Origin of the sequence: Streptomyces viridosporus T7A (genome assembly GCF_008704515.1) — a bacterium.
Lineage (GTDB): Bacteria > Actinomycetota > Actinomycetes > Streptomycetales > Streptomycetaceae > Streptomyces > Streptomyces viridosporus.
The window spans coordinates 6343813-6361386 of the sequence record NZ_CP023700.1; the positions used below are offsets into that span (position 1 = coordinate 6343813).

General features: G+C 73.1%; 19 protein-coding genes. 10 read left to right on the forward strand and 9 right to left on the reverse strand.

Annotation, left to right across the window (positions count from 1 at the left end; genetic code table 11):
* Positions 1 to 4: 4 nt before the first annotated feature.
* A complete protein-coding gene (locus tag CP969_RS29240; protein WP_004981931.1) occupies positions 5 to 1561 on the reverse strand; it encodes an FAD-dependent oxidoreductase in 1557 nt (518 codons plus the stop codon).
* Between the two features lie 101 nt (positions 1562 to 1662).
* Here CP969_RS29240 and CP969_RS29245 point away from each other — a divergent pair, with 101 nt between their 5' ends.
* Together CP969_RS29245 and CP969_RS29250 are read left to right on the forward strand one after the other, a co-directional pair.
* Positions 1663 to 2094, forward strand: a complete 432-nt coding sequence (locus CP969_RS29245) for an ArsR/SmtB family transcription factor (protein ID WP_078495340.1) — start codon at positions 1663 to 1665, stop codon at positions 2092 to 2094.
* Entirely contained in the window at positions 2091 to 2576 is a 486-nt protein-coding gene (locus tag CP969_RS29250) for an SRPBCC family protein (RefSeq protein WP_016824173.1), read from the forward strand. Before CP969_RS29245 ends, CP969_RS29250 begins: the two co-directional genes overlap by 4 nt.
* Positions 2577 to 2634: 58 nt before the next feature.
* Here the strand turns inward: CP969_RS29250 and CP969_RS29255 are convergent, their stop codons facing one another.
* The 5 genes from CP969_RS29255 to zapE form a co-directional block, all read right to left on the reverse strand.
* Positions 2635 to 4029, reverse strand: coding sequence for an alkaline phosphatase PhoX (locus CP969_RS29255; RefSeq protein WP_016824172.1), 1395 nt, complete (start codon positions 4027 to 4029; stop codon positions 2635 to 2637).
* Between the two features lie 90 nt (positions 4030 to 4119).
* Entirely contained in the window at positions 4120 to 4953 is an 834-nt protein-coding gene (locus CP969_RS29260) for a slipin family protein (RefSeq protein ID WP_004981925.1), read from the reverse strand.
* A 133-nt stretch (positions 4954 to 5086) separates the two neighbouring features.
* On the reverse strand, positions 5087 to 6592 hold the full coding sequence (locus CP969_RS29265; protein ID WP_391717242.1) for a SulP family inorganic anion transporter: 1506 nt from the start codon (positions 6590 to 6592) through the stop codon (positions 5087 to 5089).
* 8 nt (positions 6593 to 6600) lie between these two features.
* A complete protein-coding gene (locus CP969_RS29270) occupies positions 6601 to 7182 on the reverse strand; it encodes a carbonic anhydrase (RefSeq protein ID WP_016824170.1) in 582 nt (193 codons plus the stop codon).
* A 405-nt stretch (positions 7183 to 7587) separates the two neighbouring features.
* Complete coding sequence (zapE, locus tag CP969_RS29275; protein WP_375137796.1) at positions 7588 to 8655, reverse strand: cell division protein ZapE; 1068 nt, start codon at positions 8653 to 8655, stop codon at positions 7588 to 7590.
* 73 nt (positions 8656 to 8728) lie between these two features.
* Here zapE and CP969_RS29280 point away from each other — a divergent pair, with 73 nt between their 5' ends.
* The 8 genes from CP969_RS29280 (at position 8729) to CP969_RS29315 (ending at position 16078) form a co-directional block, all read left to right on the forward strand.
* The gene (locus CP969_RS29280; protein ID WP_016824169.1) at positions 8729 to 9538 is read left to right on the forward strand and encodes a pyrimidine reductase family protein; all 810 of its coding nucleotides are present in this window, start codon (positions 8729 to 8731) and stop codon (positions 9536 to 9538) included.
* Positions 9539 to 9745: 207 nt separating this feature from the next.
* Positions 9746 to 10219 (forward strand): hypothetical protein, encoded by a 474-nt coding sequence (locus tag CP969_RS29285; RefSeq protein ID WP_004981919.1) that lies wholly within the window; start codon positions 9746 to 9748, stop codon positions 10217 to 10219.
* Positions 10220 to 10290: 71 nt separating this feature from the next.
* Positions 10291 to 11679 (forward strand): UDP-N-acetylmuramate--L-alanine ligase, encoded by a 1389-nt coding sequence (gene murC, locus CP969_RS29290; protein ID WP_016824165.1) that lies wholly within the window; start codon positions 10291 to 10293, stop codon positions 11677 to 11679.
* 14 nt (positions 11680 to 11693) lie between these two features.
* Positions 11694 to 12101, forward strand: coding sequence for a peptide-methionine (R)-S-oxide reductase MsrB (gene msrB, locus CP969_RS29295; RefSeq protein ID WP_004981915.1), 408 nt, complete (start codon positions 11694 to 11696; stop codon positions 12099 to 12101).
* A 459-nt stretch (positions 12102 to 12560) separates the two neighbouring features.
* Positions 12561 to 13685, forward strand: coding sequence for an ABC transporter ATP-binding protein (locus CP969_RS29300; protein WP_016824163.1), 1125 nt, complete (start codon positions 12561 to 12563; stop codon positions 13683 to 13685).
* Positions 13682 to 14383, forward strand: coding sequence for an ABC transporter permease (locus CP969_RS29305; protein ID WP_004981910.1), 702 nt, complete (start codon positions 13682 to 13684; stop codon positions 14381 to 14383). The genes CP969_RS29300 and CP969_RS29305 overlap by 4 nt, the downstream gene beginning before the upstream one ends.
* Complete coding sequence (locus CP969_RS29310) at positions 14380 to 15045, forward strand: ABC transporter permease (RefSeq protein WP_004981907.1); 666 nt, start codon at positions 14380 to 14382, stop codon at positions 15043 to 15045. The genes CP969_RS29305 and CP969_RS29310 overlap by 4 nt, the downstream gene beginning before the upstream one ends.
* Positions 15046 to 15121: 76 nt before the next feature.
* Positions 15122 to 16078, forward strand: coding sequence for an ABC transporter substrate-binding protein (locus tag CP969_RS29315; RefSeq protein WP_004981904.1), 957 nt, complete (start codon positions 15122 to 15124; stop codon positions 16076 to 16078).
* Between the two features lie 100 nt (positions 16079 to 16178).
* Here the strand turns inward: CP969_RS29315 and CP969_RS29320 are convergent, their stop codons facing one another.
* Genes CP969_RS29320 through CP969_RS29330 form a run of 3 tightly spaced genes read right to left on the reverse strand, consistent with a single transcriptional unit; the run spans position 16179 to position 17554 of the window.
* A complete protein-coding gene (locus tag CP969_RS29320) occupies positions 16179 to 16775 on the reverse strand; it encodes a GTP-binding protein (protein WP_004981903.1) in 597 nt (198 codons plus the stop codon).
* The gene (locus CP969_RS29325) at positions 16762 to 17121 is read right to left on the reverse strand and encodes a DUF742 domain-containing protein (protein WP_004981902.1); all 360 of its coding nucleotides are present in this window, start codon (positions 17119 to 17121) and stop codon (positions 16762 to 16764) included. Before CP969_RS29325 ends, CP969_RS29320 begins: the two co-directional genes overlap by 14 nt.
* Position 17122: 1 nt before the next feature.
* Complete coding sequence (locus CP969_RS29330) at positions 17123 to 17554, reverse strand: roadblock/LC7 domain-containing protein (RefSeq protein ID WP_004981901.1); 432 nt, start codon at positions 17552 to 17554, stop codon at positions 17123 to 17125.
* Positions 17555 to 17574 lie beyond the last annotated feature (20 nt).

Here is a 17574-nt window from a genome sequence, read left to right on the forward strand (position 1 = left end):
GGTGTCACCCGGCCGGGGCACGCCCCTCCGCGTCGCCTCCGATGTGCCGCCGCTCCAGCGGCTTGGTCGCCGGTCCCTGGACGACCTTGCCGTCGATGTCGAAGCGGGAGCCGTGGCAGGGGCACTCCCAGGCGCGTTCCGCGGAGTTGAAGTCGACCAGGCAGCCCAGGTGGGTGCAGCGGGCGGAGACCGCGTGCAGGGCGCCGTCCTCGTCGCGGTAGACCGCCAGCCGGCCGCCGTCGGCGCGGACCACGGCGCCCTCGCCGGGGGGCAGGGCCTCCACCGGCGGTGAGGGGCGCAGCCGGTCACCGACGAAGTGCCGGGCGACCTCGGCCTGGGTCTTGAGGAAGGACGGCGCCTCGCGGACGGCCGGAGCCAGCCGGCGCGGGTCGTACAGCCCGCTCCACGCGCACTCCTCGCCGGTGATCTGCGCGGTGAGCAGCAGGCTCGCCATCATCCCGCCGCTCATGCCCCAGCCGGCGAAGCCGGTCGCGACGTAGGTGTGCCGGGCGCCGTGGTGCAGCGGACCGACCAGCGGCACGGTGTCGGTGGGGCTGTTGTCCTGGGTGGCCCAGCGGTGGGTGAGCTCCACGTCGGGGAAGTGCTCGCGGGCCCAGGCGGCCAGGCGGTCGAAGCGGGCCCGGGTGTCGCCCGTGCCCGGGGTGAAGTGCTCCCCGGTGATCATCAGCAGGCGCCGGGTGCCGTCCTCGCCGTAGGGGGCGGTGCGCACCGAGCGGGTGTTCTCGTCGGGGGTGATGTACATGCCCCCGGGGTCCTGGTCGGCGGGGACGGTCCCGGCGACGACCAGCTCGCGGTGCGGGGAGAGGCGGGTGAACAACAGGGCCCGGTCGAAGATCGGATAGTGGGTGGCGACCACGACGTCCCGGGCGGTCACCGTGGCCCCGCTCTCGGTGGACAGGCGGCAGGGCTCGCCCTCGTCCAGGCCGAGGACGGTGGTGTCCTCGTGGATGCGTCCGCCGCGCGCCACCAGGTCGTCGGCGAGGGCCAGCAGGTACTTGCGCGGATGGAACTGCGCCTGCCCGGTCACCTCGACCGCGCCCGCCACCGGGAACGGCAGGCCGGTCTCCGTCACGAACGAGGCCGGCAGCCCCGCCTCCCGCGCGGCCCTCGCCTCCGCGCGCAGCTCCTCGACCCGGCCCGCGTCACGGGTGAAGGTGTACGCGCTGCGGCGCTCCCAGTCGCAGTCGATGCCGAGCCCCGCCGCCACCTCGGCGGCGTGCTCGATCGCCTCCGACTGCGAACGGGCGTAGAGCCGCGCGCCCTCGCTGCCGCGGGTGCGGCGCAGCTTGTCGTAGATCAGCGAGTGCAGGGCGGTGACCTTGGCGGTCGTGTGTCCGGTGACACTGGCCGCGATCCGCCCGGCCTCCAGCACCGCGACGCTCTTCCCGGCCCGCGTCAGCTCCCACGCGGTGCACAGTCCGGCGATTCCGCCGCCGATCACCGCCACGTCCACATCGAGGTCCCCGGTCAGTGCGGCATGCCGGCCACCCGGTGCGGTCTGGAGCCAGTACGAGCCGCTGACCTGCTGATTCTCCGTCATGGGCGTCGAGTACCCCGGCGCGCCGGGTTCAGTGGCACCGCGGTGGGGGCCGCACCCGTTCCGCTTGCGCGCGGGAGCGGGCGGGGTTAACGTACAACCACATGGTTGTAGATGGAGTGGCCGCCCGATCCGGCGGGACCGACGAGGCCGTGGACCGGCTGTTCCACGCCCTGGCCGACGCGACGCGCCGCGACATACTCCACCGCTGCGTGCGGGGTGAGCTGTCCGTGTCGCGTCTGGCCGCGGCGTACCCGATGAGCTTCGCCGCGGTGCAGAAGCACGTCACGGTGCTGGAGCGGGCCGGTCTGGTCACCAAGCGGCGACGCGGACGGGAGCAGCTCGTGCGCACCGATCCCGACGCGGTGGGGCGTGCGCGGCAGGCCCTCGACGAACTGGAGTCGGCCTGGCGGGCACGGGTGGACCGGATGTCCGGCCTGCTCACGGACGACGCCGCCGGAGCCGGGCCGGGACACGGCATCGGCCCCGCCCCCGACGACGCGAGGACGAACACGGAGAAAGGACCGGACGGATGACTGTCACCAGTGTGGACAAGGACGTCGACCGGCTCACCCTCACCCTGATCGCCGACTTCACCGCCCCGGTCGAGCGGGTGTGGCGGCTGTGGGCCGACCCGCGGCTGCTGGAGCGCTGGTGGGGGCCGCCCGGCTACCCGGCGACCTTCGAGGAGCACGACCTGACGCCCGGCGGGGAGGTCAGGTACTTCATGACCGGCCCGGAGGGCGAGAAGTACGGCGGCTGGTGGCGGATCACCTCGGTGGCGCCGCCGGCCTCCCTGGAGTTCACCGACGGCTTCTCCGGCGAGGACGGCAGGCCGGACCCCGAGATGCCGACCACCGCGGTGCGGATGACCCTGACCGAGCGCGACGGCGGCACCCGGATGGAGCTGCGCTCGGTCTTCGACAGCCGGGAGCAGATGGACCGGCTGGCCGAGATGGGCATGGTCGAGGGACTGACGGCGTCCCTCGGGCAGATGGACGCCGTCCTGGCGGGCTGATCCCGCCGGCGGCCGGGACGGGCGGGCTCCGCGCCCCCGCGTCCCGGCCGCCCTCCGGTCATCTGCGCCACGGCCCCGTCACCGCGAACGTCGTGCCGGGGTCGTAGCAGTTGACGTACATCGTCCGGCCGTCCGGGGAGAAGGCGACCCCGGCGAACTCGCCCCACTCCGGGGCCTCGGGCGTGCCCGTGTTCTGGCGGTTGCGGGCCATCGCGTAGACCTCGCCGCGCCGGGTGACGCCGTAGACGTGCTGGGCCCCGCCGCCGTCCTCGCAGACCATCAGGCCGCCGCTCGGGGCGAGGCAGATGTTGTCCGGCGACTCGCCCGGGAGCTGCACGTCGGTGTCCGGGCCGAAGACGATCACCAGGGTGAGGCGGCGCCGGTCCGGGTCGTAGCGCCAGATCTGCCCGTAGTGGTCGCCCGCCGAACCCTGGTCGCTGCGGGCGAAGGACGACACGAAGTACACCGACCGCCCGCCCCAGTAGCAGCCCTCCAGCTTCTGCGCGTGCGTGATGCCCCCGCGGCCGAAGTCCTGGAACCGGATGGGGGTTTGGACGGCCAGCGGATCCGGTACGTCGACCCACTCGACGCCGTCGAAGCGGGCACCGGTCTCCCGGATCGAGGACAGGTCCGGCACCCCGGGCACCCGCATCGCCTGCAGCCGGCCGCCCGCGCGCAGCGAACCGGTGCCGCCCAGCGGCTTGTCGGGCAGGAAGCGGTAGAACAGGCCGAAGGGCCGCTCGAAGGCGTCCTCGGTCTCGTAGACGACGCCCCGCTTCGGGTCCACCGCGACCGCCTCGTGCTGGAAGCGGCCCATCGCGGTCAGCGGTACGGCGCCCGTGCGGCGCGGGTCGGCGCCGTCGACCTCGAAGATGAAGCCGTGGTCCTTGGTGTAGCCGTTGGTGCCCGCCCGGTCCTCGGTCTCCTCGCAGGTCAGCCAGGTTCCCCAAGGAGTCGGTCCACCCGCGCAGTTGACGGCCGTGCCGGCGATGGCGACCCGTTCGGACAGCACCGTGCCGCGGGAGTCCAGGGTGAGCGCCGTGCAGCCGCCCTTGCCCTCGGGGTCGTAGGTCAGGCCCTCGACCGCCGGGACCGGGATCCTGCCGTTGTGGCGGTTCTCGTGGTTGCGGACGAGGTGCACGCGGCCGTTCCTGCCCGCGAGGGCGGCCATGCCGTCGTGGTTGGAGGGGACCGGCCCCTCACCGGAGCGCAGCCGGTCGCCCTCGCGCGAGAGCACCCGGTAACGGAACCCCTTCGGCAGGTCGAGCAGCCCGTCGGGGTCGGGGACCAGGGGGCCGTAGCCGCCGTGTCCGAGGTCCTGTGCGGTGGCGGTGCCGGTGAACAGTTCGGAGAGGGCGCCGGAGAACGCGATGCCGATGCCCAGGGCACCGGTCCTGGCGAGCACCTGACGCCGGGTCGTGGGGGAGTCGTCCGTGGGCGCGGTTTCTGACATGGGGAAACCTTCCTGCTGGCGGACAGGAACTTATGACCCGCCGTGTCTATCACCTGGCGCGGGTCACGGGAACCACGCGTGTCGCACGCGTCACGAGCCGGGGGCGCGGTTCCCGGCCTCCCTCAGGATCTCCCCCAAGGTCTCCACCACGGGCTCGGGCGGTGTCCCCTGGGCCCGTTCCAGGAAGCGCAGCAGCTCCACCGGGAAGGGCAGCACGAGGGTGGAGTTCTTCTCCGCGGCGACCGCCACGATGGTCTGCAGCAGGCGCAGTTGCAGTGCGGAGGGGGTGTCCGCCATCTGCTGGGCCGCCTCGGCCAGCTTCCGCGACGCCTGCAGCTCGGCGTCGGCGTTGATGATGCGGGCCCGGCGCTCGCGGTCGGCCTCGGCCTGCCGGGCCATGGACCGCTTCATCGTGTCGGGCAGGGAGACGTCCTTGATCTCCACCCGGTCGATCTGCACGCCCCAGCCGACCGCGGGGCTGTCGATCATCAGCTCCAGGCCCTGGTTGAGCTTCTCCCGGTTGGAGAGCAGGTCGTCCAGGTCGCTCTTGCCGATGATCGACCGCAGCGAGGTCTGCGCCATCTGGGAGACCGCGAACCGGTAGTCCTCGACGTTGACGACCGCCGCGGTGGCGTCCACCACCTTGAAGTAGACCACCGCGTCGACCCGCACGGTCACGTTGTCCCGGGTGATGCCCTCCTGGGCCGGCACCGGCATCGTGACGATCTGCAGGTTCACCTTGTGCAGCCGGTCCACGAACGGCACGATCATGGTGAATCCGGGCCCGCGCACCCGGGGGCGGAGCCGGCCGAGCCGGAGCACCACGCCCCGCTCGTACTGCTTGACGACCCGCGCCGCCGCGACGAGGTACGTGGCGCCCGCGGCACCGGTCGCGACGGCCGCGGTGAGCAGCTCCTCGAGCATGACGACCTCCCGTCCAGAGGCCAGTTCCGTGCGCTTTCATCCGCTTCTGCAACGATATGCCCGCCCTCCGGCCCGGGGCCATGCCGCCCCCCCCGGACCGGCCGGCGGCACGGCGAGCCGTGCCGCCGGCGGATCACGCCGGAGGCGCGGGGGCCGGTTCCTCGCTCTCCGGCAGCGCGGCCCTCCCGTCCCCGGTGACCCTCACCGGTGCGGTGCCGACCGCGCCGCGCCGCTCGGCCCAGTTCTCCAGCGCCGTACGGCAGGCGTGGTCGAGGTGGTGGACCTCGGACAGGTCCAGCTCGACCGGGCGGTCCTCGGGCAGCGCCTCCAGGGCGTCGAGGATCCTCGGCAGCCGCAGGAAGGTCGCGTTGCCCGAGAGGTGGACCCGGATCGGTCCCGCGCCCTTGTCCGTGACCTCCAGCCTCGCGTGCGAGGCCTCCCAGGCCGTCTTGACGACCGACAGGGCCAGACCGATCAGCACGCCTTCGAACATGTTCACCACGACGATCGACACGGCGGTGACCACCAGGATCAGCGCCTCGCCCCGGTGCGCCCGCCACAGGGCGACGGTCCGGCGGAACGGGATCAGCTTCCAGCCCGCGTGGACCAGGACGCCCGCCAGCGCGGGCAGCGGGATGAAGGCCAGCACGGACGGCAGCAGGGCCGCGAACAGCAGCAGCCACACGCCGTGCAGCACCCGGGACGCCTTGGTCCGGGCGCCCGCCTGGACGTTGGCCGAGCTGCGCACGATGACCGCGGTCATCGGCAGTGCGCCGAGCGCCCCGCACACCGCGTTGCCCGTGCCCTGCGCCATCAGTTCCTCGTCGTACCGGGTGCGCGGACCGTGGTGCAGCCGGTCCACCGCGGCGGCGCTGAACAGGCTCTCGGCGGAGGCGATCAGGGTGAAGGCGACGACCGTGCCGATCAGGCCGATGTCCGCCAGTGCGCCGAAGGCGTCCGCGCCGGGCGGCTGGAGGGAACCCAGCAGGCCCCGCACCTCGACCGTGGCGACGGGCAGGCCGAGCGCGAGCGCCACCACCGTCGCCAGCAGGACCGCCGCGAGCGCGCCCGGCACGGCCCGGGCCGGACCCGGCGCCCACCGCCACAGCACCATCACCACGACGGTGCCCGCCCCGACCGCGAGCGAGGCGAGCGCCTCCGTGTCGGCCAGCGCGTCCACGGCGGCCCCGGGCAGTCCCAGGACCTTGTCGAGACCGGAGGCGGGCGCCCGGAGCCCGGCCGCCGCGTACAGCTGGCCCGCGATGATCACGAGGCCGATGCCGGCCAGCATGCCCTCGATCACCGAGACCGATATGGCGCGGAACCAGCGCCCCAGTCGCAGCGCGCCCATGACCAGCTGGAGCAGCCCGGCGGCCAGCACGATCACGCCGAGCGCGGGCAGCCCGTACGCGTCGACGGCCTCGAAGACCAGCACGGCCAGACCGGCCGCCGGGCCGGACACCTGAAGACTGCTGCCCGGCATCAGGCCGGTGACGATCCCGCCCACGATGCCGGTGACGAGGCCGAGTTCGGCCGGGACGCCGGAGGCGACGGCGATGCCCACGCACAGCGGCAGGGCGACCAGGAACACGACGAGCGAGGCGGCGACGTCCTGCCGCAGGTGGGGGAACCTGCCCACGGCCCGGCTCACAGGGCCTCGAACACGTCGGTGGCCGCGCGGTGCGCGCGCACGGCTCCGGTGTGCACCTCGTAGTACCAGCCGTGCAGCCGGAGCCGCCCGTCCGCCAGCCGCTTCCCGACGCACGGGTAGGAGCGCAGCCGCAGCAACTGCGCCAGGACGTGGTGCTGGACGGCCTCGGCGCAGGCCGGGTCCGTCGCGTCGGCCGCGGCGGGCCCGTCGGCCGCGTGCGCCAGCCAGTCGCGCACGGCCGGTACGGCGTCCAGGTCGTCGCCGCGCACGAGGGCGCCGACGGCGCCGCAGTGGGAGTGGCCGCAGACCACGATGTCGCGGACGCCGAGGACCTCCACGGCGTACTCGACGGTGGCCGCCTCCGCGGTGGGGCGGTCGGAGGCGTAGGGCGGGACGATGCTGCCCGCGGTGCGCAGCTCGAAGAGCTCGCCGGGCCGGGCGCCCGTGATCAGGGCCGGGACGACCCTGGAGTCGGAGCAGGTGATGAACAGGACGTCGGGGGACTGTCCCTCGGCGAGGCGGGCGAACTCCTCGGGGCACCGGCCGAAGGTGCGGGCGTTGTCGATGAGGGGTTGCATCTGGTGATCCTCCTGGCGCGCGGTGGGGCGCGTCGCACGGGCATGACGAAGGTGGGGGGACCCGCGGGTTCCTGGATGAGCCTTGGCCTTTACGTGACGGGCCGTATGTGCGGGCGTGAAGCGTGCGAAAGCGGAGGAAGGTGAAGCGCGGGTAAAGCGGCCATGCGGGCCGGGAATGCGGCCGGAGCCGTCCTACCTCGTAACATGCCTCTCCCTCGGGGTGAAGCACACCTCTTCCGCACGTCAACGCTTGGTCAACGGATGGTCAAGAAACACGTTAACCCTGCAAAGGGCTTTGCAGGGTCAATTTCACGTTTCGTGCCGCCGAGAGCCTGAAAAGTGGAGGAGGATTGGCGCGAACGGACCCCTGGGAGAAGGGAATTCGATCGGGTGTCGGAAAAGGGGTTACCGGTTTCCGGCGAGCCGTCCGGCGTCGCGGGCCAGGGCGGTGAGCCGTGAAATGGCCCGGAAGTACTTCTTGCGGTAGCCGCCCTTCAGCATCTCCTCGCCGAACAGCCGGTCGAACGGCAGCCCCGAGGCGAGCACCGGCACCTCGCGGTCGTAGAGCCGGTCCGCGAGGACGACGAGCCGCAGCGCGGTCGACTGGTCCGGCACCGGCCGCACATCGGTCAGGCACACCGCGCGGATTCCGTCGGTGAGGGCGCCGTAGCGGCTGGGGTGGATCCTCGACAGGTGGTCCAGCAGGTCCGGGAAGGCGTCGAGGGAGGCGCCCTCGGTGGCGTGCGCGGCCTTGGTCACCAGCTCGTCGGAGTACGGCGGCGGCGCCTCGGGCAGGCCGCGGTGGCGGTAGTCCTCGCCGTCGATGCGCAGGGCGCGGAAGTGGGCCGACAGCCCCTGGATCTCGCGCAGGAAGTCGGCGGCGGCGAACCGGCCCTCGCCGAGCTTGCCCGGCAGCGTGTTCGAGGTGGCGGCGAGCGCGACGCCCGCCTCGACCAGCTTGCCCAGCAGGGTGGAGACCAGCACGGTGTCGCCCGGGTCGTCCAGCTCGAACTCGTCTATGCACAGCAGGCGGTGCCCGGAGAGGGTCTTCACGGTCTGCTGGAAGCCGAGCGCGCCGACCAGGTTGGTCAGCTCCACGAAGGTGCCGAACGCCTTGAGCGCGGGCTCGGCCTCGGTGGCGTGCCACAGGGAGGCCAGCAGGTGGGTCTTGCCGACGCCGTAGCCGCCGTCGAGGTAGACGCCGCGCGGGCCGGCCGGGACCCGCTTCGGCGCCTTGCCGAAGCCGAACAGCCGGCGCCGGCCCGGGGCGCCGGCCGGCGCCCCGCCGAGGCCCGCCGCGAAGTCCTCGAGGACGCGCACGGCCTCGGTCTGGCTCGGCTGGTTCGGGTCCGGGACGTACGTGCCGAAGCGGACCGCGTCGAACCGCGGCGGCGGCACCATCTCGGCGACGAGCCGGTCCGCGGGGACGTGCGGCTCGCGGGCGCACAGGGACAGCGGAGCCACGTCGGCCATCGGACCGGGACGGGAGGCGGAGGAGGAGGACGACACGGTTCCCCATGCTAAGGGGCGTGGAACACTGCACGGCATGCGACGCCTGTTCCCCGTGACCGACGTGACCGACGAAACAGCAGCTCCCGCCGGGGGTGCCCGGGAGTGGAGCCTGGCCGAGCTGGCCGCCGCCTACGCCTACCCGGGGCCGGGTCCCCGGGGCCGGGAGCCGTGGCTGCGGGCCAACATGGTGTCCACCCTCGACGGCGCCGCCCAGCACGAGGGCCGCTCCCAGCCCATCTCCTGCGCGGCCGACATGCGGATCTTCGGCACCCTGCGGGCGCTCGCCGACGTCGTGGTCGTCGGCGCGGAGACGGTGCGCCAGGAGGGCTACCGGCCGGCGCGCGCCCGCGCGGAGTTCGCGGCGATGCGGGAGGCGGCCGGGCAGGGGCCGGCGCCCGTGATCGCGGTGGTGACGGCCGGTCTGGACCTGGACTTCTCCCTGCCGCTGTTCACCTCACCCCTGGTGCCCACCCTGATCCTGACGGGCGCCGGGGCCGCCCCGGACCGCGTCGCCGCCGCCGAGCGGGCGGGCGCGCGGGTGGTGACCGCGGGGGAGGGCGCCGGCGTGGACCCCGCACGGGTGGTGCCGGCCCTGGCGGACCTGGGGCACACCCGGCTGCTGACCGAGGGCGGGCCGCGGCTGCTGGGGCAACTGGTGGCGGCCGGGGCCCTGGACGAGCTCTGCCTGACCGTCTCGCCGATGCTCACCGCCGGCGACGCGCAGCGCATCGCCGGCGGGCCCCCGGTGACACTTCCGCGGCGTTTCGCGCTGAAGTCGATGCTGGAGGAGGACGGTTTCCTGTTCACGCGCTACCAGAGGGAACGGCGGGGGCAGCGGTCCTGACCGGAGGTCCGGAAACGTCCGCGGAGGTGTCCGGCGGTGGCCGTCGGTCCGGTGATCGGCGGAACAGCCCGGGCCGCCGGGCGCGGTGACGGGCACACTGATTCCGGCGGTACCCGTGCGCACACGGGGAGGACGGTTTCCGCAGGGCCTGGCTCGGTCCGCGGAGCGGCGAGGGCCCGCGGGCCCTCCGAGGAGAAGGGGCGCCTGGTGTTCACAAGCGTACTGATGATCGAGAAGGCCCTGACGTCCGCCGACGTGGAGTTCGTCACCACCCTGCACGGGGACGAGCCGGTCTCCTTCCACGTGCTGCTCCAGCCGCGCGGCGAGCAGGCGGACCGGCTGCTGCGGGCCATCGACGACGTCGCGCTCGGCGAGCTCGACGAGGCCGTCCGCGAGGGCGAGACCCCGGAGGGCGAGGAGGCCAAGAGCATGGGGCAGCGGGCCCTGGAGGTGTCCCTGCAGGCCCTGCGCGCCTCCGGCGACGAGGCCGAGGGCCGCCTCGTCGAGGACCACCCCCTGGACGCGCTGAAGACCCTGGTGGGGGAGGTCGGGGCGGACGAGGTGATCGTCCTGACCGACCCGCACTACGTGGAGGAGTTCTTCCACCGCGACTGGGCCTCCCGGGCCCGGCACAAGGTGGGGGTGCCGGTGCTGAAACTCTTCTCGCACAGCAAGGCATAGGCTGGGGCGGCGCCTTCCCGCGAGGGCGCGCACACCGTCGTCCCGCTCGTCGCACCACTGGGAGAACACGCATGGCACCCGGCCTTCCCACCGCCATGGACCGACCGCACTTCATCGGCATCGGCGGAGCCGGGATGTCGGGGATCGCCAAGATCCTCGCGCAGCGCGGCGCCGAGGTGGCCGGCAGCGACGCCAAGGACTCCGAGACCGCCGAGGCCCTGCGCGCGCTGGGCGTCACCGTGCACATCGGGCACGCCGCCGGGCACCTGGCCGACGACGCGAGCTGCGTGGTCGTCTCCTCCGCGATCCGCGAGGACAACCCCGAGCTGCGCCGCGCGGCCGAGCTGGGCATCCCGGTGGTCCACCGCTCCGACGCCCTCGCCGCCCTGATGGACGGCCTGCGCCCGATCGCGGTGGCCGGCACCCACGGCAAGACCACCACCACCTCCATGCTGGCCGTCTCCCTGGCCGCGCTGGGCCGCCGGCCGTCGTACGCGATCGGCGGCGACCTGGACGCCCCCGGCTCCAACGCGCTGCACGGCGAGGGCGAGATCTTCGTCGCGGAGGCGGACGAGTCCGACCGCAGCTTCCACAAGTACGCCCCCGAGGTCGCGATCATCCTCAACGTGGAGCTGGACCACCACGCCAACTACGCGTCGATGGAGGAGATCCACCAGTCCTTCGAGACCTTCGTCGGCCGGATCGTCCCCGGCGGCACGCTGGTGATCTCGGCGGACCACGAGGGGGCGCGGGAGCTGACCCGGCGGCTGGACGGCGCGGTGCGGACGGTGACGTACGGCGAGGCCGAGGACGCCGACGTGCGGGTCCTCTCGGTCGTCCCGCAGGGGCTGAAGAGCGAGGTGACCGTCGAGCTGGACGGCGCCCCGCTCACCTTCACCGTGTCGGTCCCCGGCCGGCACTACGCCCACAACGCGGTGGCCGCGCTCGCCGCGGGTGCGGCGCTCGGCGTCCCGCCCGCCGAGCTGGCCCCGGCGCTGGCCGCGTACACCGGGGTGAAGCGGCGCCTGCAGCTCAAGGGCGAGGCCGCGGGCGTCCAGGTCGTCGACTCCTACGCGCACCACCCGACCGAGATGACGGCCGACCTGGAGGCCATGCGCGCCGCCGCCGGGGACTCCCGCATCCTCGTCGTCTTCCAGCCCCACCTGTTCTCCCGCACCCGGGAGCTGGGCAAGGAGATGGGCCGGGCCCTGGCCCTGGCCGACGCCTCGCTCGTGCTGGACGTCTACCCGGCCCGCGAGGACCCGATCCCCGGCGTCACCAGCGAGCTGATCATCGAGGCGGCCCGCGCGGCCGGCGCCGACGTCTCCGCGGTGCACGACAAGGCGGAGGTCCCCGAGGCCGTCGCGGGAATGGCGAAGCCCGGTGATCTGGTTCTCACCATGGGAGCGGGCGACGTCACCGACCTCGGCCCGCTGATCCTGGACCATCTGTCGAAGTAAGGGGCTCGGAGCTCATGCCGTACGACGTGGAGAAGCCGGACGAGCAGTGGCGCGCGGAACTGTCCCCGACCGAGTACGCCGTCCTGCGCCAGGCGGCCACGGAACCCGCCTTCACCGGTGAGTACACCGACACCAAGACCGAGGGCGTCTACTCCTGCCGCGCCTGCGGCGCCGAACTGTTCACCTCGGGCACCAAGTTCGAGTCGCACTGCGGCTGGCCGTCCTTCTACGACCCGAAGGACACCGACGCCGTGGAGCTGGTCGAGGACCGCTCCCACGGCATGGTGCGCACCGAGGTGCGCTGCGCCCGCTGCGGCTCGCACCTCGGACACGTGTTCGAGGGCGAGGGGTACCCGACGCCCACGGACCAGCGGTACTGCATCAACAGCATCTCGCTGAGGCTGCAGCCCGCCGAGGGCTGACCCCGCCGGTGACGCGCCCCGCGCGTCACCGGTCCGCGGGCCCCGCGGCCCGGTGGAGGCGGCCGAGGATCCGAAGGCGGTGCGCGGCTTCGCCGCCTCCGGGCCGCCGTCCCGGCCAGGCCGCGCACGGCGTCGCCGTGCGCGGTGTGCGCGGTGTGCGCCGTGCCGCTCGGCGGCTCCGGCCCGCGCCGCGGCGTCCGCACGGACGGTGCACCGCCGCTCCCCGACCGGCCCTCCGCTCGGCAAGGACGCGAAGGCCGGCCGACAGGAGAACGACGAGGTGCCGCGGACGGCGGGTTTTCCCGGGACGGGGCCGGGCAGGTGGTGGCTCGGCGCGCGGATCGCGTCCCCGGGGGGTTCTGTCGCAGGTGCCGTCTACACTCGACCGGCGACGGACCGACAGATCGACGAACCGTGCGACCCCGGCCGAAACCCGCCACCCGAAGGGCATTCCGCGTCTTGATACGGATCGACTCAGTCACGAAGCGGTACCCGGACGGCACGGTGGCGGTCGACCGGCTCTCGCTGGACGTCCCGGACCGCTCGATCACCGTTCTCGTCGGTCCCTCGGGCTGCGGCAAGACCACCACCCTCCGCATGATCAACAGGATGGTCGAACCCACCGAGGGCACGATCCTCCTCGACGGCGAGGACATCCGGCGGCGCCCCGTCACCGACCTGCGCCGGTCCATGGGGTACGTCATCCAGAACGCCGGGCTCTTCCCGCACCGCACCATCGTCGACAACATCGCCACCGTGCCCCGCATGCTCGGCTGGGGCAGGCGGCGCGCCCGGGAGCGGGCCGCGGAGCTGATGGAACGGGTGGGCCTGGACACCTCGCTGGCCGAGCGGTACCCCTACCAGCTCTCCGGCGGCCAGCAGCAGCGCGTCGGGGTGGCGCGGGCGCTCGCCGCGGACCCGCCGGTGCTGCTGATGGACGAGCCGTTCTCCGCCGTCGACCCCGTGGTGCGCAAAGGGCTGCAGGACGAACTCCTGAGGATCCAGGAGGAACTGGGCAAGACCATCGTCTTCGTCACGCACGACATCGACGAGGCGGTCAAACTGGGCACCATGGTCGCCGTCCTGCGCGAGGGCGGCCGGCTCGCCCAGTACGCCTCGCCCGCCGAACTGCTCTCCGCCCCCGCGGACGGCTTCGTCGAGGACTTCCTCGGCGCCGACCGCGGCATCCGGCGGCTGTCCTTCCTCCCCTCCGCCGCACTGGAGCTGACCACCGACGCCGTGGTCCCGGCCGACGCCTCCGCCGAGCGGATCGCCGCGTCGGGTGCCCGGTACCTCCTCGTCACCGACCCCGACGGCCGCCCGCTCGGCTGGGCCGAACCGGGCGAGCTGATCGCCGGGGACATCAGCACGGACCGACTGCTGCCCCCCGGGCGGCCGTTCGTGCCCGGCACCGACTCCCTGCGGGTCGCCCTCGACTGCGCCGTGCTCTCGCCCACCGGCTGGGCCGTCGCCGTGGACGCCGGCGGCCGGGTCACCGGGATCGTCTCCCAGCAGGCCATCGGCGAGGCGATCCGCGCCGCCCACGCCCGGGGCCGTACGGACCAGGCCGGGGTCGCCCCGTGAACGGCTTCTTCGACATCCCCAGCGACCTCCAGCACAGCTGGTCCGGGCTGATCGGGCTGCACCTGAGGGAGGCCCTGCTGCCGGTCGCCGCCGGGCTGCTGCTGGCCCTGCCGCTCGCCCAGCTGTGCGTGCGCTTCCGCCGGCTGTACCCGCCGATGCTCGGGGCGACCACCGTGCTGTACGCGATCCCCTCGCTGGCGTTCTTCGTCGTCCTCATCGACTACACCGGCCAGAGCGAACTCACCGTGATGATCCCGCTGGCCGTGTACAGCCTGGTGGTGCTGGTCCCGGCGATCGTCGACGGGGTGCGCTCGGTGCCCGGGGAGACCCTGGCGGCGGCCACCGCCATGGGCTTCGGCCCCGTGCGCCGCTACCTGCAGGTGCAGTTGCCGATCGCCGCGCCCGCCATCGTCGCCGGTCTGCGGGTGGCCACGGCGTCGAGCATCTCGCTCGTCAGCGTCGGCGCCCTGATCGGCAACCAGGGCGCCCTCGGCAACCTGCTCGCGGCCGCGCAGAAGTACGACCGGCCCGAGCTGGCGGTGAACGCCGTGATCACGATGGCCGCCCTGGCGATCCTGTGCGACGCCCTGCTGGTCCTGCTGCGCACCCTGCTGACGCCGTGGATGCCGCGCGGCACACGGCGTCCGAGACCCGCCGCGCGGTCGCGACGACCCGAACCGGAGGCCGCGGCCCGGTGAACGTCCTCCACTTCATCAACGCCTTCTTCAGCGACGGCGCCCACTGGCACGGCTACGACGGCATCCCGCAACGCCTCCTCGAGCACGTCCGGTACACGCTGCTGGCCCTCGCCCTCGCCACCGCGATCGGCCTGCCCGTCGGGCTGGTGACGGGGCACACCGGGCGCGGCGGGAACGCGCTCGCCTTCGTCGCCAACGCCGCCCGCGCGCTGCCCAGTTTCGGTCTGCTGGTGCTGGCGGTCCTGCTGATCGGGTTCGGTCTGCTGCCCGTGATGATCCCGCTGGTCGTGCTCGCCGTCCCGCCGATCCTGGTGACCACCTACGAGGCGGTCCGCTCCGTCGACCCCTCCCCGGTGGACGCCGCCCGCGGCATGGGCATGCGGGAGTCGCGGATCCTCCTGAGGGTCGAACTGCCGGTGGCGCTCCCGCTGATCCTCAGCGGCCTGCGCTCGGCGGCCATCCAGATCGTGTCGACGGCCACCATCGCCGCGTACGTCAGCCTCGGCGGCCTGGGGCGGTACATCGTCGACGGGCTCTACCAGCGCGACTACGAGAAGGTGGTCGGGGGCGCCACGCTGGTCGCCGTCCTGGCGCTGCTCACCCTCGCGGTGTTCTGGGCGGTGGGCAGGCTCGCGGTGTCGCCCGGGGTGCGCGGGCGCTGATCCGCGCTCACGCGCGCGACAAACCGTAATCAGCACGTTCTTGACGGGCCGTGAAACGGCTGGATTGGATCGACGGATGACTTCCACCGCGCAGAGCAGCAGGTCCACGACGAGGTACACCGGTGCGACGGCCGTCTCCCTCGCCGCCGCGGCGGCGCTGCTCGCGGGCTGTTCCTCCGGCGACACCTCCGACAACCCCCTGGCGGAGGAGAAGACGGAGGCCGGCACCGTCGTCGTCGGCTCGAACAACTTCGCCGAGAGCACCCTGCTCGCCGACATCTACGGCGAGGCGCTCCGGGCCAAGGGCATCAAGGTCACCTACAAGCACAACATCGGCAGCCGGGAGACGACGTACGGCCTGATGAAGAACGGCTCCCTCACGGTCCTGCCGGAGTACAACGGCTCGCTGCTCGCCTACCTCGACCCCGAGGCCGAGCAGGAGTCCCCCCGGGCCGTGAACGAGGCCGTCGAGGAGAAGCTGGACAAGGAGCTGACGCTGCTGGAGCCGTCGCCGGCCGAGGACAAGGACTCGGTGAGCGTCAACGCCGAGACGGCGAAGAAGTACGGCCTCACCACCTCCTCCACCCTCGCCGACCTCAAGGACGTCGCACCGGAGCTGGTGATCGGCGGTTCGCCCGAGTTCCAGACCCGGCGGCAGGGGCTGAAGGGCCTGGAGTCCGTCTACGGCCTGAAGTTCAAGTCCTTCAAGGCGCTCGACGCGGGCGGGCCGCTGACCCAGGCGGCGCTGGCCGGGAACACCGTGCAGGCGGCGGACATCTTCACCACCGACCCGACCATCGTCAAGGAGAAGTTCGTCGTCCTGAAGGACCCGGAGAACCTCTTCGGGTTCGCGAACGTGACCCCGCTGGTGCGCAAGGACGGGCTCCCCCAGGAGGGCGTCGACGCGCTCAACGCGGTCTCCGCGAAGCTGGACACCGAGACCCTCCTCGAGCTGGACGCCCAGGTGCAGCTGGAGAAGAAGGACCCGCTGGACGTGGCCAGGGCCTGGCTGGAGTCGGCCGGACTGTCCTGACGCCCGGCCGGACCCGGTGGGCGCGGCGGCCCCGCGGGCGCCCATCGGGCGGCCCCACCGCGCCGCCCGTCCGGCCGCCCCACCGCCCGGCCCGGCCGTCTCACGGCGCCGGGGCCGCCGCGGCGATCAGCCGGTCGATCAGCGCGATCAGCACGTCCCGGCACGACTCCCGCTCCCGCGCGTCGCACAGCAGCACCGGCACGCCCTCCGGCAGCGTCAGCGACTCCCGTATGTCCTCGGCCGGGTACGGGTGCTCCCCGTGGAAGCCGTTGGCGGCGATCACGAACGGGATGCCCCGGCGCTCGAAGAAGTCGATCGCGGCGAAGCTGGACTCGGGCCGGCGCACGTCCACCAGGACCACCGCGCCCAGCGCGCCGAGCGCCAGGTCGTTCCACATGAACCAGAACCGCTGCTGGCCCGGGGTGCCGAAGAGGTACAGCACGAGGTCGTCGGAGACGGTGATCCGGCCGAAGTCCATGGCCACGGTGGTGGCACGTTTCTCCTCGATGCCGTTCAGGTCGTCGACGTCCAGGCCCGCCATGGTCAGCGGTTCCTCGGTGCGCAGCGGGACGATCTCGCTGACCGAGCCGACCATGGTGGTCTTGCCCACGCCGAAGCCTCCGGCGATCAGGATCTTGACCGTGTCGGGTGCCGAACGCCCGGCGGGCTCCCGGGCGATGGTGTCAGAGCCGGCCAAGGCCGTCCCTCACTTTCTGCAGCAGGTCCAGGTCCGGGGTGGTGCGGGTGACGGGGTGCGGCGGGCGGGCGGTGATCCGGCCCGCCTCCAGCAGGTCGCAGAGCAGGATGACCACCACGCTCACCGGGAGGTCGAGACGCGCGGCGATCTCGGCGACCGCGACCGGCTCGGCGCACAGCCGCAGGATCCGGGTGTGCTCGGGCTGCGGGCGGGGAGCCGTCTCGGGCTGCGGATCGACCGCCGTCACCGTCGTGATGAGCGTGAAGTCGGCGCGGCTGGGCCGGGTCCGGCCACCGGTCAGGGTGAACGGCCGGACGAGCCGGCCCGCCGAATCGCCTCCGCTCACCTCACGCGCCGGGGTCGACGGCGGGGCCGACCGTGCCGCGCGGCGCCGCGCTGAGGTGCTCGCCGATCTTCTTCACCAGCATGTTCATCTGGTACGCCACCACGCCGACGTCCGCGCCGGGGCCGGTGAGCACCACGAGATGGGCACCGGGACCGGCCGAGGTGAGGATCAGGAAGCTGTTGGCCATCTCGATGAGCGCCTGACGCACCGGGCCGCCGCGGAAGTCCATGCTGACGCCCTTGCTGAGACTCATCAGACCGGAGGCGGTCGCCGCCAGGCGTTCCGCGTCGTCGCGCAGGAAGCCGGTGGACTTGCTGACCACCAGTCCGTCCTCGGAGAGCACCACGGCCTGGTTCACGTCGGCGACGCGTTCCACGAGTCCGGTCAGCAGCTGGTCCAGCTGGGTGTGCGTGGCGGGGATGGGGCGTGTCATGACGGAGTTCCTTCGTGAGC

Coding starts and splice junctions, on each gene's coding strand:
- CP969_RS29240 (WP_004981931.1), bottom strand. CDS start 1,561: ATGACGGAGAATCAGCAGGTCAGCGGCTCGTACTGGCTCCAGACCGCA.
- CP969_RS29245 (WP_078495340.1), top strand. CDS start 1,663: ATGGTTGTAGATGGAGTGGCCGCCCGATCCGGCGGGACCGACGAGGCC.
- CP969_RS29250 (WP_016824173.1), top strand. CDS start 2,091: ATGACTGTCACCAGTGTGGACAAGGACGTCGACCGGCTCACCCTCACC.
- CP969_RS29255 (WP_016824172.1), bottom strand. CDS start 4,029: ATGTCAGAAACCGCGCCCACGGACGACTCCCCCACGACCCGGCGTCAG.
- CP969_RS29260 (WP_004981925.1), bottom strand. CDS start 4,953: ATGCTCGAGGAGCTGCTCACCGCGGCCGTCGCGACCGGTGCCGCGGGC.
- CP969_RS29270 (WP_016824170.1), bottom strand. CDS start 7,182: ATGCAACCCCTCATCGACAACGCCCGCACCTTCGGCCGGTGCCCCGAG.
- zapE (WP_375137796.1), bottom strand. CDS start 8,655: ATGGCCGACGTGGCTCCGCTGTCCCTGTGCGCCCGCGAGCCGCACGTC.
- CP969_RS29280 (WP_016824169.1), top strand. CDS start 8,729: ATGCGACGCCTGTTCCCCGTGACCGACGTGACCGACGAAACAGCAGCT.
- murC (WP_016824165.1), top strand. CDS start 10,291: ATGGCACCCGGCCTTCCCACCGCCATGGACCGACCGCACTTCATCGGC.
- msrB (WP_004981915.1), top strand. CDS start 11,694: ATGCCGTACGACGTGGAGAAGCCGGACGAGCAGTGGCGCGCGGAACTG.
- CP969_RS29315 (WP_004981904.1), top strand. CDS start 15,122: ATGACTTCCACCGCGCAGAGCAGCAGGTCCACGACGAGGTACACCGGT.
- CP969_RS29330 (WP_004981901.1), bottom strand. CDS start 17,554: ATGACACGCCCCATCCCCGCCACGCACACCCAGCTGGACCAGCTGCTG.